Here is a 13,363-nt window from a genome sequence, read left to right as displayed (position 1 = left end):
CTCTATTTTCGCCGCAACAGATAGACACCTATTTAATAATATCCAAGTGGAACTAACGCTTATAGATTCTGCCTCTATACACAATTGGTATAGATAATAAACGAGGTTCACAAATCTGGTTTTCTAATCTAGCATTTTTTGTTGGCTTTATTTCCTCCAAAGGGTACCTTAAAATATTTGACAGTCAATCCCGCAAGGGAACAAATAAAGTAAAAATGTATCAAGCGGCATTTTTCAAGCCGCTTGATATTCAATTAACCTGCAATAGCGCCACAGTTTAGTGTAGTGGGGTTATCATTTTCATCCCAACCGGACGGCATACATCCGCATCCTGTACCAGGACAATGATATGTCATGGTACACGTAGTTGTCCCGCACTCTACTTTTTTGGTCGTTGCGCTTTCACCGCTTGCACCCATTACTTTTTACTTGAGCCCGGCTTAAGTTATTGTAGTCAGACTCGGTTTTTTTAACAAATTCATTGATGCTGGCTTCGAGCTTGAGGATGGTGTTTTCAGCGGTAAATTTGATTTCTTTATAGTCTTTTGTGGTGATTGCATCCGCAAGCAATAACTCGCATGATTTAATGATTTTAAACAATAGTATAATCGATTTCTACCTTTAGAGGCGCTATCGATTAATAAGTAGTTACACTTCGAGCAGAACATTATCCCCCGTAAGGTTTTCAGTAATTAATGGTTCATGTATGCTTTCTACCAGGTAGCGTTCTTCAGTACCTAATTTTGGCACTATTACTTTTCCGCAATAACAAGAGTTACACACTGCGCACCAAAAACTGACCTTACCGCTTTTTAAGCCCTGCCTGCGGATAAGTTTCCAGATGCTATTTAATTAATCCAACTTCAGGCTGTTGACTTTACGCTGCAACACTCCCCAATGTTCTTTGATGGTGGATTTTTAATGCCTAGTTGTTTAATATCGACAGAATAGCGCTTAGAAAACATACGATTTAACGTTAAATTCACATACCGGTCTACTGAACACTTAATACTTAACTGCGCAGTCAGCATTTTAGCTGTACACTTAAGGATTTATGTGCACACTTACCAGTTTAAGTGTTCAGTTAACCCATTTTAGGTGTAAAACCTTCTTTTTTTTAATATCAGTATTGTAGGTTCGTTTCAGCAATCAACCAATGCTGCTGCTAATCATGGTACTATATATTACTACATTTCCTTATTTCAGGACTACAAAGAAGAGCCTCAGTGGTTCATTACTAGTTGCCTCTGCAATGTCTCGGCTTCGTGTCTGCTTCGGGTCTGCTTCGTGTCTGCTTCGGCTCGGCCCGAAGCAAACAGCCATAAAACACATAGCAAAGCGGTATCCGAAAAGTTTCAGTATAAACCACATATCAACCAGAACGCTTCATCAAAAGGCAAAGTGGGAAAGGTCTAAAATTAAAATGTCGGAATGCCGGATCAATTAGTTCGCCTTTAAGAGTTGTGTTGTGGTTTAGTTGTAGTCGGCACAAGTAGTCGGCGTAAAACAGTCAGCGTAGATGAGAACTGGGTATAAGGAAATGAAGGCACAACACATGAGTTGCTTTGTCTACCTATTCTGTTTATGATGACTTGGGCAACCTTCGGTACTTGGTGCCCCCGGTGTTCAGTTCGACAAGTTTTGCTGAAACCGATGCATCATTCAGGGGTCTGGTATATGCTTACCGTTATGACAGGAGGCGAAGGCTGGTAAAAAAGAAACTTCCTGTTAAAGGCTGGGAGTTTATGGTATACAACAAACTGGACCAGCTGGTGATGACCCAGGATTCGGTACAGCGTGGTGTATCTCCCCAGCAATGGACCTTCAGCAAATATGATGATTTGGGAAGATCGTTATAACTTTGCGGGTGAGCTGAAATCCAGTGTGCGCAGGCATTGCCTGGCCGGGGTGTAGAGTCTGTATGTTAAAAACGACTTCAGTTATGACCACATGGGCAGGGCTGTTGATACTTACCAAAAAACAGGGAATACCAGTGCTACCACGGCGAACAGTTCAGTGTTGCTGTCCAGGCTTGTCTACAATGAGGTTGGCCAGTTGAAGAACAAAAGCCTGCACAGTACCAATTTTGGGAGCAGCTTTGCTCAGCCGGTGAGCTATGTCTATAACGAGCGTGGATGGCTGAGTTCACAATCATCAACGCTGTTTACCCAGGAACTGAAATACAATGAAGCAATTTCAGGGGCAACCGCGCAGTACAACGGGAACATTGAGCGCCAGGAGTGGACAGGGAGCAAGTACTACAATTACGGTTATGACGGGTTGAACCGGTTGACTTCTGCCATAGCCAGCACCGGCAACAATGAGGAGCTGAGCTATGATAAGATGGGGAATATTCTTACCCTGCAGCGCAAGCTGACCAGCGCCTTTGTCGACCAGTTGAGTTACACCTATGCTACAGGGAGCAATCAGTTGAACAGCATTGCAGATGGGAATGCGAATACCTCTGCAGAGTACCAGTTGGCTGGAACGACCAGCTATAGCTATAACGGCAACGGGAGTATGACGGCAAGGACCAATTCTGGCAGTACAGCGAACAACATTTCCGGTATTACCTACAACCACATGGGCCTACCCAAAGCGATGACGAAGGGTGGCAATATGCTGACTTACACATATGATGCCTCTGGCAGTAAACTTCGAAAGGTTTTTGGAGCGTTGAGTAATAATGATTATATTCAAGGTATCCATTATGAGGGTGGTGCCTTTGCATTTATACAGAGTGCTGAAGGCCGGGTGACCAGGAATGGCAGTGGAACGGATCCGGTTTACCTGTATGAATATATGCTGGCTGATCACCTGGGTAATGGAAGGGTGTACTTTGATATCAATGCGGGATCGGCAAGAAAGATCCAGGAAGAGGAATACTATGCTTTTGGCAAGGCAGTACAGGTCGGCTCGGTTCTGGGATCGGAGAACAGGTACCAGTACAATGGCAAAGAGAAGCAGGATGAACTGAAAATGCTGGATTATGGAGCAAGGTTTTATGACCCGATCATCGGTAGATGGAATGTGATCGATCCTCTAGCTGAGCAAATGAGACGGTGGTCTCCATACAATTATGCTTTCAATAATCCAATTAGGTTTATTGACCCTGATGGAATGTGGCCTTGGCCATCTATGGCTGATTTAAGGAAAGCATATACTTCTACTGTATCTACTGTTTCCAAGACTTACGATAAATCCGTAGCAACCACAAAGAGCGCTTATAATCAAACTGCATCTGCGGTTACTAAAGCTGGGATCGCAACTCAAAAATGGACTGCAGAAAATAAGGAAACTCTTTTAAGCGTGGCGAAAGGTATGCAAGATGTAGGTGACAAAACAGTTGTAGTTGGAGGGATTGCAGCTGTGGCCGGGGCGCCAATTGCTGGGGTAGGCGCCGCACCAGGAGCAGGACTTGCGGCGGCAGGTAAGGCAGTTTCATTGGCTGGGGCGGGTCTAGAAATAGTTGTAGAATTAGTTGGAGGTAGTGGCAAAAATGCTGCAGTTACTTCAGCAAATGAAGCAACCTATGAGGTTATTGGAAGAATAGGAGATAAAGCGGTAGATCAAATGATACCAGGGCCAACGCCAAGTCTTTCGCCACAAATTAAAGAAGGGGTTAAACAGGCGATGGGGCTTATAGAAAGTGGAGTCAAATCACAAACAGATAAAACGGTCGATAAGCTAAGAGACAAAGACAAAGATAAATAGTATGGATTTTAAACTTTTTTTTATTGGCGTTGGCTTTTTAATAGCGGCATATCTGATATACCGAAATGTTAGAAATGAAAAGCCTTCTTCAGAAAAAAAAAATTGGGAAGGCCCTACACTTTCTACCTATATTGGTTTATGGGGTAGTGTTATTATGTGTACTATGGTTGGTATAGGATTTATCTTTAAATCGTTGCCAGCTCAAATTTAACTGTAGATTATGGAATTTGAAATGTTCATCAAGTTACTCTCGTCATTTTTGTTTTTATCAATTGGCCTAATGGCAAAATTCTCAAATAATGATGGATGGAGTACCATTAAAAAATATTGGCTTTTTTTTGTTGTTATTGGGGCAATTTCACTAATTTATATCATCTACAAAATAATATAAATTATAGCCGTGTATCTCTCGTAATTGTGACTGAACAAGAGCAAAGCCTGGTTCATTGAGCCAAGCTCTGCTGTTTATCTAATAGGCTGTATATACACTTAGTTGGAATTGCAACACTTTACTAGAGATTTTTTTCTAGGCATTAATTTCAGTATTCATTAATAGTACCCCAAATTCAGCCGGAGTTATAAAACGGAATAAAAAACGCTTTCCTGCCGACTTTATGTTCCAGATGACTAGTGAGGAACTATCGGATTGGAAATCACAGAACGTGATATCCAATAAAGAGAAGATGGGCTTAAGGAAGCCACCAAATGTCTTTAGTGAACAGGGCGTGGCGATGTTGTCAAGCGTGCTTAACAGCGAAACGGCCATAGAGGTAAATATACAGATCATCAGAACCTTTACCCGTATTAGGCAGATGTTGAGCAAACATACCGAACTTCGTCTGGAAGTAGAGAAAATCAAAAAAAAACTGGATAACCAGGACAAGAACATGGAGGTGGTATTCCAATATCTGGATGAGCTGCTGGAGAAGAAAGACCAGCTTGTGCCGGAACGAAAAAGTATCGGTTATAAAATCAACAATGATAGGAAATAGTGGTCCCGGGCAAAAGGAACAGCTAGCTCGCTTGAGGGTTCGCTTCCCCCTGACCCCTTTGCCCTTAGCTTGGCCGACCCTTCGGTGGTTGAAGGAACCGCCCTAAAGCTAAATAAACATAACACGAATTATAGAACAGCCGCACGAAGTCCTCCTACGGCCAAAGCTGTTGCTATAATGTGTATTATTTTAAATAGCCGCACCGCCCGACGCTCCGCCGCCTCCCTCCGGTCAGTCAGTGGCGAAGCCTGCGGCAGCATGGTATGGATAATTTGTTGCTGGATGCCTATAGGTTCAGTTCAAGACTGGTCGGGGGAACAGCGGTAGCACTCGGTAGGAGGGGAAAGTGCTCCAGCTCAGCCTCGTACCAATGGAAAGATCCGCTCGCTCCCCCGGCACATCCGAAGCTCTTTCCATTGGTACGAGGGGAGGATGGCACCAAAGGAATGTAAAAGTCCCGGAGGGAACAAAAAAAATGCACCAACAACAGGCTTGCAAAGCCTGAACAAAAAACTAATTTTACCGTAAGGAACGTTCTTTTATACCAGCCGAAAATTGCGGTAGGCATTACGATTACGGCGCAAGGTTCTATGATCCGATCATCGGAAGATGAACAGTGGTGATATTGGGACTTTTGGTGTATCGGAGCTTGACCAGAAAGGAACTTAAAACCCTGCGTCGGGAACATTCGAAGATAAGAGAGGGTAAATTACAAATACCAGCTACAGATAAAAAAAATGGAATAAATCTAAACTTGCAGTCCTATCAGATCCTGAGTATTCAGGAATACCATTTGCTGATACGTCCCAAACTCCAAGATAGAACAGAAAGGCTTTTTACAGGTATAAACGATCTAGAAAGCCTAAAAAACAGTTTGCTTCACCTGAGCCATGGCCTTCGAAAAATCAATCCAAAGCTAAAGAGTGCCATTCAGATACGCCAAAGTGTAATTGTCGAATGGCTAAAGGAAAAGACCTGCGTACGGCCCAATATACGGCAGGGCACCGTTATGTAAGTTTAAAAGAACGTTAGATGTTATCCGTTGAGATGAGGGCAATAAAAGTAGAATAACTACCTTTATACTTATGTAAATTGTGAATGATGGATATTGCCCTAAAATATAAGATAGTAGAAAAGATCATTCAGAGCACTGATGATAATCTGCTGAACGAAATAAAATCATTGATCGGTCTATCGGAGGCCGATTTCTGGACAGAAATCCCTGTAGAGGTAAAACAGACCATTCATAAGGCAAAGTCAGAGCTGGACCGTGGCGAGGGTACTCCCCATGCACAGGTTATGACCGAAATAAAGAGCCGTTTTCTAGGCAGATAATTTGGCAGTTTATTCCATTATTTGGTCTCCTACGGCCAAGATTAGCTATTACCGGATATTGGAATATCTAAATGATAAGTGGACGTACAAAGAATTGGAAGCTTTTGTAAAACGGACAGAAGAAGTGATCGACCTTATTTATAAAAACCCCTTGCTCTATCCCCGTTCAAAGGAAAGCGACACCCATAAATGCGTAGTGTTAAAAGCAGGTGTGCCTGTTCTACAGAATAAAAGATAATCGAATAGAACTTTTGGTGTTCTGGGATACCCGTCAGGATCCAGCCAAAATAGTTTTATAACGCCCCGGGCAGCTTAAAGTTAGCCAGTTGGCTGGAAGGGGCTTACTTGTCCCTGTCTTTGCCGCCCTTATCTAACAGACGAGGCATTCATTGAAGATGATTTAGGAGTATATGGTGATGATGCTATTGAATTTATTATATCTTATGGAAAAATATTTAATGTTGATGCTTCAAATTTTATTGCTGATAATTATTTCAGTGCCGAAGGCGACGTAATATTACCTGCTTTGATAAGATTATTTACAAGTAAATCTAAAACTCAAAAAAAGAAGTTGACCGTTGGTCATTTGGAAAAAGGAATAACATTCGGCCGATTAGATGAAGATGTTATAAACAATTAACATTTTAAGGATTGTCGTCCTAACAACGGTGAGTGCATTAATGAAAGAGCAATTTCAAGCTACTAATAGTAAGAAAAATGTAATACCAGATTTTTTTACAACAAGGTTGAATACCCAGCTAAGTATCCTCTGGTTTAGACCAAAATCACAGCGGCATCTTTCGGCGCCATCCCATTAATTATTTCACTTATACTGTTCAGTGTAATTGAAGCAATCTGCGCCAGCGCATCTTCCGTAAAGAAAGCCTGATGACCAGTAAGTAAAACATTAGGAAAGCTCATTAGCCTTTGTATGTCGTCATCTTCAATGATACTTCCAGAAAGATCTTTGAAAAACAACTTTTCTTCCTGTTCATAAACATCTATTCCCAAATACGCAATCTGACCCGACTTTAAAGCTTGAATTACATCATGTGTATTTAGTAAGCCTCCCCGGCTGGTGTTAATAATGGTTACATTCTTCCGCATCAACTCTAATGATTTCGCAGAAATTAAGTGATGATTCTCAGCGCTAAGTGGACAATGTAGAGAGATGATCTCTGAAGATTGCAGCAACTCATCGAACTCCTTGTACTGAACGCCAATGCTTTTCAGACCCTCATCTTCAAAAGGGTCGTAGGCGAATACCTTACATCCAAATCCCAGCATGATCTTACAGAAAGCTTTGCCTATTTTCCCAGTTCCAATTACCCCCACTGTTTTTCCATGGAGGTTAAAGCCCATTAAACCATTCAAAGAAAAGTTCTGTTCCCGAACCCGGTTGTATGCTTTATGGGTTTTCCGGTTTAAAGTTAAAAGCATCGCCGTCGCATGCTCTGCAACTGCTTCCGGAGAATAGGCAGGTACCCGACAAACTCTTATGTTGAACTTTTTAGCAGCAGCTAAATCCACATTATTAAAGCCCGCACAACGCAAGGCTATGATCTTTACTCCCTTATTTGCAAGGGTTTCGATCACCTCTACAGTTAATTTATCATTCACGAATACACAGACCACTTCGGTGCCTTGGTCAACCGCATTCACGATATGCGGACCAAGATGTGTTTCCCAGAATTCCAGTTGAAATCCATAGTCCTTATTGTGATCCTCAAAGAACGTTTTGTCGTACGGCTTGGCAGAAAAGAATGCAATCTTCATTTCTAAAGATACATTTAATTATATTGTGGCCTTACCTATCGAGTAGCAGTTAATATGGATAACGAAAATAAACATGACGACTTAAAAATTGAGTTAAGAACACTTACAAAAGATGACTATTTGGGGCTAAAAGCTTCCATGATTGAAGCTTATTCTGAATGGGAGGGAGCGTCAGTTTGGGGGGAGCAGCATATCAATAAATTGATAGAAATCTTTCCGGAAGGTCAGATTTGTCTTGTGGTAAACGATGCAATTGCAGGCTGTGCTTTGTCACTTATTGTGGATTATGAGCTCTTTGGAGACAACCACACTTACGGCCAAATTACGGGCAACTATACTTTCTCTACACATGATGAGGAGGGAGATGTGCTTTACGGGATCGACTTCTTCGTACATCCTGATTTTAGAGGGATGCGTATCGGCAGAAGGCTCTACGATGCAAGAAAGGAAATTTGTGAACGCCATAATTTAAGGGCCATCATTGCAGGAGGAAGAATACCTGAGTATAAAAACTATGCAAGTCAGCTTACGCCTAAGGAATATCTGCTCAAAGTTAAGGGTAAAGAGATCCATGATCCAACACTATCATTTCAGCTGGCGAACGACTTCCACGTTAGAAAAATACTAAAAGGCTATCTTCCAGGTGACACACAGTCGCTTGAGTACGCCTCACTTTTAGAATGGAATAATATTTATTACAACGAAGAAGCTAAACATATCAATTCTAAAAAATCAGTAGTGAGACTGGGACTAGTACAATGGCAAATGAGGCCATTTCCAAGTCTAGAATCCATTGTGGAGCAGATTGAGTTTTTTGTTGACGTAATTAGTGATTATCAAAGTGACTTCGTCATGTTCCCTGAGTTTTTCAATGCACCACTAATGTCTGCTTATAATCACCTAGGCAGTGCCGATGCCATGCGTGAAATTGCGAACTTCACTATTCCATTACGTGATAAGTTTATGGAACTTGCCGTTAGCTATAACATCAATATTATAACGGGAAGTATGCCTTATCTGGACAATGGGATGCTGTATAATGCAGGCTTTTTATGTAGAAGAGATGGCTCTTCTGAGATGTATAGAAAGATTCACATCACCCCGGCAGAAAAAAGCGGATGGGGAATGGTAGGCGGCGATTCTATTGTTACATACGATACAGACTGCGGTAGAATTGGTATTCTAATTTGCTATGATGTGGAGTTCCCTGAGTTACCTAGACTTCTAGCCGAGCAGGGAATGCAAATCCTGTTTGTTCCTTTCATGACAGATACACAGAATGGTTATACCAGAGTAAGGAGTTGTGCACAGGCGAGAGCCATTGAAAATGAATGTTATGTCGCCATTGCCGGCAGTGTTGGTAACCTTCCCAAAGTCCACAACATGGATATCCAATATGCCCAGTCGGCCGTATTCACACCTTCAGACTTTTCTTTCCCAAGTAATGGAATTAAGGCCGAGGCAACGCCTAATACAGAAATGACTTTGATTGCAGATGTAGATGTAGATCTTTTGAAAGAGCTCCACAACTTTGGTGCGGTTAGGAACTTAAAGGATCGTAGATTAGATATTTACAAGATCTTAAACAAGAGCAAGAAATAATGATGCTTATGAGAAAGTGTTATACCTCAATTATATTTTTACTATTATCTGTGACATTTTATAGCTGTATACGAGAAGGTACTTACAAAATCACAGGTGAACTAGGCCTGCCAGATCAATCTGTAGTAACCTTATGGCCAGACGATAATTCTCATCAAATTGCTGGTGTTACGGTAGCAGACCATAAATTTCAAATGAAGATAGAAGCATTGGATGAAGGAGTTTACAACCTCTTAATAAGTTGGAAAAACCCAAACCGCCAGGCGCAAATTTTAAAGAATGGTAGTCGATTGGGTACTCCAGATACCTTATTTTCGAGAACTAGAATTTATCTAGACCCCAACTCAGATTATCATATAACTAGTCCAATCAAAGACATCTCAAATGTTTCTATTCCTACCCGGACTAATCTTAACCCTTTTCCAATTAATGTAAATACAAATTCCGAAGCAACGAAAGAGTTACAAAGCTATCTCGCAGTGATATCCAGGGTCACTTTGGTGTTTCAGAAGAAGCTTGATAGTTTAAACTTTTTAGCAACGGTTGCACAAGCTAAAGACGACATGATCAACTACAGGAAAATTATGGATGAGTATGAAGGACTTGACGATGGGTTCTTTAAAGGAGAGATATTTCGAGCGAGGGAAGCTTTTATTGATCGTCACAAAACATCTCCAGTCAGTGCTTACCTAATCGCTACAGCACCAGACTTAAAGGACAAAAGGGTTTATTATCAACAGGCAGTACGTAAGCTGGATGCAGCGCTTCAGCAGAACAGATATACAATAGAAGCAAAAAGAAGATTGGCAATAAAATAAATCTTCTTATATTTAGGATGCTAACCAAATACGCTCTATATGAAAAACGCATCTCGGCTGATTATCTGCATTCTAATCCCCTTGTTTTTGACTTCTTGCGATAAGGAAAGCGTCCTAACTATTAAGGCGACCGGCTTCGATTACAATGCTGTAGTTAGTGTCTATCCATCAACAAACTCTGCCAAAGCTATCCTGGTAAAAAGCCTTAAAAGTGAACCGCAAATATATAAGGTCCGGTTAAAGAAAAGTAGTTACGGCAGACTAGAGTTAAGTTCCAAAGGTAATCTTTCATTTTGGATCTATCTGGATGAAGGTGCCCAAGAGGTAGAATTTGATGCTAACAATAGCTCCAAATATCCTGTGATAAGTTCTTCCTCTAAACAAGGTATGGAGATCATTAGCTATTACAAGCTGGAGGCGCATATGTTAAAAGCACTTAATGACAGTATGAGGGTCGCGAAGGAAATGCTGAACAATTCCACCCCAGAAACAGTCACACAGGCGGCCAACAACTACAACCGCTGGACTGAGCTTAAAGGCGAACAGCATTATAATATTGTTAAAGAATTTGCCAAGGGAAATCCTGCATCCCTTTTTACATTAATGATGATTGAAGAAGATGGCTTTCTTGGTAAACACGGTAAAGGGTACCTCGAGCTGATCAATAATCTTTCAAACGAGGTTAAAGATAGTAAAGAAGGTAAAAATCTTATTTTTGAAATAACCAAAGCATCCAGTCGGGAGTTAGGTGCAAAGATGTCAGATGTTTCAGGTACAAATCCTTCCGGAAAGCCCTTTGATCCCAAAATACTTAAGAAGGTCAATCTTTTTATTTGCTGGCTTTCTTATGATAATGACTGCAGGGTAAACAATGCAAAACTGGTATCATTATACGAACAATACAAAAATCGGGATGTGGAATTCATAGGCATATCTTTAGATAAGCATAAGAAATGGTGGACCACCGTGATCAAGGATGATAAACTTATCTGGCCACAATATTCTGATTTGCTCCATGCCAAATCGCCTAACTTAGGAAGCCTTAGTACCCAAAGATTGCCATATATGTTTCTAACAGATCAGTCTGGGATCATCCTCTCCCAAGATCTCGGAATTGATGCTATCGCAATGGATTTGGAAACCTACCTTAAGCCCGGGCCTCTGCCACCTCTTTAACTTTTTGCTGCGCTTTTGGTTTGCCTATAATTTTACCTAATCAATTTCAATATCTTCCACTCCATTCTTTATTAACTATGAAACAATTAGCCTTCATCCTTGTATTTCTTTTCATTTCACTTAAGGCAATGCCACAAGATGACAATGCCAAGGTCAAAGAATTTATTACCAAAGGTATTAAGTTGCACGATGAGAAAAAATATGCGGAAGCAGTTCTCAGTTATAAAGAGGCATTAAAGATCGAACCTGAAAATCCCAATGCCAATTATGAGATCGCCTTTACACTAATGAGCACAGGAGCGAATAAAGATGCGATCCCCTATCTGGAGCGAGTGACTAAAACAAAAAATGGTACTACAGCCAGTGCATATGATATGTTAGGAAGCATTTACGATGATCTGGATGAAAAGGAAAAAGCTATAGCGAACTTTAAGATGGGTATCGAGGCTAATCCAGGTAATCAAGGAATTTACTACAACATTGCCATTACTTATGGAAGAATGGGAAAAGATAAGGAGGCACTGTCCTATCTAATTCAGTCGTTGAAGATGAAACCTTCACATTCAAGCAGCCACAGGTTGTATGCCCTACTGACTATGAATAATTCTCTTACAAAGGTGGATGCTGTACTGGCATTTTGTAACTTTTTGATCTTAGAGCCCAATTCGGAACGATCAATTTCTGCCTTTAAAGACCTTCAGGTGCTTCTAGGATCTGGTGTAGCCAAAACCGAAAAAGGCAGTAACATTTCTATTGGATCAGGAGGCGATTCTGAACGAAACGCTGCAAACCTGGCAGTTAGCATGTCCAGTCTCTCGGCAGGTTTAATCCCTGGTCTTTCGGAGATTGAAAAATTACAGCAACAATTAAAAATGATTTTCTCTACAATAGGAGAACTTTCGGCTAAAACGGCTAGTAAGGAGTTCCTTTGGTCGTTCTATGGTGATTACGTTGATAAAATAGCCAAATCGGAGTTTATGCCGGTGGTTGCCCACATCATCGGTTTCACGGCTAATCAAAAGGAGAACCAGCAATGGATTAATGAAAACCAAGTGCAATTTGTCAACTTTAAAAAATGGCAAGAGGCAAATGCGAGAAAGGAGTTGTAAATTACACGAGACGTGTTACGCTTCTCTAGAGCTGAAAGCAGGACAAGAAGGGATTTTTAAGGGTAAAGGAACCTTGACAAACATACAGTTTGATTTAGAATTAGATATCTCCAGCCTTGCTAACATTGAGAATTACGAAGTTTTTAGCCTCTCTTCAAACCAATTTTTCGCGAGTAGTTACGAGATCAGCGGAAGAATATCAATCTTAACTGCGTAGTTTAAATTGTATCTATTTTGTTCTAGCAACTTCCTTCCAGTATGGACCATCTCTTCTTGTCCAACAATGTGTCTCAAGTTCCTTATCGTGATGTGTTTGATTGGCCTAATTCTTAATATCTCTTGGTCGGCGTTGCCGAATAGCATGTAATATAATGATTATATATATTTTGTAAAATAGTTTAAATAATTTGCATTTAATATTTACTTAACACTTGGCTGTTAAATTTACTGATATAAACATATGAAGAACCTAACGTAGGCAGCTTTTATATCGCTGGTTACCATAATTTCGAGTTGTAAAAAAAATTCGCTGAGTAAAATCGGCGAGCAGCTTGAAGGAAGATGGGAGCTTTCGTCGATTAAAATAAATCTGAAAATCCCTTGTCTACGTTTCATATAAACTTATCGCCAGTGATTGGAAAGTTACCGGCATAAGAAAGGGGACAAATCCTAAGACTCATCCCCCTAAATTAACGCTCTCGCAACAAAAGTACGATTTATTTTGACAATCGCAATTATCTTTTCAAAATTTTCATTTTTGGATAAGCAGGCAGCTCAGGTTTTATGGGTTACACTACGGCCAAATAATAATTCACGATTTATGCTGGTATATATATACTAT

At 40.7% G+C, this 13,363-nt stretch carries 13 protein-coding genes and 1 pseudogene; 12 read left to right on the top strand and 2 right to left on the bottom strand.

The window, feature by feature from the left end:
- Positions 1-1,565: 1,565 nt before the first annotated feature.
- The 8 genes and pseudogenes from ACHFIZ_RS00070 to ACHFIZ_RS00035 form a co-directional block, all read left to right on the top strand.
- Positions 1,566-1,859, top strand: a complete 294-nt coding sequence (locus ACHFIZ_RS00070) for a hypothetical protein (RefSeq protein ID WP_410881699.1) — start codon at positions 1,566-1,568, stop codon at positions 1,857-1,859.
- Between the two features lie 91 nt (positions 1,860-1,950).
- Positions 1,951-3,714 (top strand): RHS repeat domain-containing protein, encoded by a 1,764-nt coding sequence (locus tag ACHFIZ_RS00065; RefSeq protein WP_410881698.1) that lies wholly within the window; start codon positions 1,951-1,953, stop codon positions 3,712-3,714.
- A 1-nt stretch (position 3,715) separates the two neighbouring features.
- Positions 3,716-3,925, top strand: a complete 210-nt coding sequence (locus tag ACHFIZ_RS00060; RefSeq protein ID WP_410881697.1) for a hypothetical protein — start codon at positions 3,716-3,718, stop codon at positions 3,923-3,925.
- Between the two features lie 325 nt (positions 3,926-4,250).
- Positions 4,251-4,706, top strand: coding sequence for an ORF6N domain-containing protein (locus ACHFIZ_RS00055; RefSeq protein WP_410882242.1), 456 nt, complete (start codon positions 4,251-4,253; stop codon positions 4,704-4,706).
- A gap of 263 nt (positions 4,707-4,969) precedes the next feature.
- A complete protein-coding gene (locus tag ACHFIZ_RS00050; RefSeq protein WP_410881696.1) occupies positions 4,970-5,158 on the top strand; it encodes a hypothetical protein in 189 nt (62 codons plus the stop codon).
- Between the two features lie 646 nt (positions 5,159-5,804).
- The gene (locus ACHFIZ_RS00045; protein ID WP_410881695.1) at positions 5,805-6,041 is read left to right on the top strand and encodes a hypothetical protein; all 237 of its coding nucleotides are present in this window, start codon (positions 5,805-5,807) and stop codon (positions 6,039-6,041) included.
- A 1-nt stretch (position 6,042) separates the two neighbouring features.
- Entirely contained in the window at positions 6,043-6,279 is a 237-nt protein-coding gene (locus ACHFIZ_RS00040; RefSeq protein ID WP_410881694.1) for a hypothetical protein, read from the top strand.
- Positions 6,280-6,423: 144 nt separating this feature from the next.
- Positions 6,424-6,681, top strand: a pseudogene (locus tag ACHFIZ_RS00035) (DUF1493 family protein); the annotation flags it as partial.
- A 134-nt stretch (positions 6,682-6,815) separates the two neighbouring features.
- Here the strand turns inward: ACHFIZ_RS00035 and ACHFIZ_RS00030 are convergent.
- Positions 6,816-7,817, bottom strand: coding sequence for a 2-hydroxyacid dehydrogenase (locus ACHFIZ_RS00030; protein ID WP_410881693.1), 1,002 nt, complete (start codon positions 7,815-7,817; stop codon positions 6,816-6,818).
- A gap of 54 nt (positions 7,818-7,871) precedes the next feature.
- Here ACHFIZ_RS00030 and ACHFIZ_RS00025 point away from each other — a divergent pair, with 54 nt between their 5' ends.
- From ACHFIZ_RS00025 to ACHFIZ_RS00010, 4 genes are all read left to right on the top strand, one after another.
- Positions 7,872-9,419: a GNAT family N-acetyltransferase gene (locus tag ACHFIZ_RS00025; protein ID WP_410881692.1), complete on the top strand. Its 1,548-nt coding sequence runs from the start codon at positions 7,872-7,874 to the stop codon at positions 9,417-9,419.
- Between the two features lie 8 nt (positions 9,420-9,427).
- Positions 9,428-10,237 (top strand): hypothetical protein, encoded by an 810-nt coding sequence (locus tag ACHFIZ_RS00020; RefSeq protein WP_410881691.1) that lies wholly within the window; start codon positions 9,428-9,430, stop codon positions 10,235-10,237.
- Positions 10,238-10,276: 39 nt separating this feature from the next.
- Positions 10,277-11,413 (top strand): TlpA family protein disulfide reductase, encoded by a 1,137-nt coding sequence (locus tag ACHFIZ_RS00015; protein WP_410881690.1) that lies wholly within the window; start codon positions 10,277-10,279, stop codon positions 11,411-11,413.
- 77 nt (positions 11,414-11,490) lie between these two features.
- Complete coding sequence (locus ACHFIZ_RS00010) at positions 11,491-12,522, top strand: tetratricopeptide repeat protein (RefSeq protein WP_410881689.1); 1,032 nt, start codon at positions 11,491-11,493, stop codon at positions 12,520-12,522.
- A gap of 177 nt (positions 12,523-12,699) precedes the next feature.
- On the opposite strand, the gene ACHFIZ_RS00005 is transcribed toward ACHFIZ_RS00010, so the two are convergent.
- Positions 12,700-12,885: a hypothetical protein gene (locus ACHFIZ_RS00005; protein WP_410881688.1), complete on the bottom strand. Its 186-nt coding sequence runs from the start codon at positions 12,883-12,885 to the stop codon at positions 12,700-12,702.
- Positions 12,886-13,363: the final 478 nt, after the last annotated feature.

The organism is Pedobacter sp. JCM 36344 (genome assembly GCF_046546555.1).
In the GTDB taxonomy this organism is placed as follows: domain Bacteria; phylum Bacteroidota; class Bacteroidia; order Sphingobacteriales; family Sphingobacteriaceae; genus Pedobacter.
Note: the sequence above shows the minus strand (reverse complement) of the source record. Positions and strands in the feature narration are given on the sequence as shown.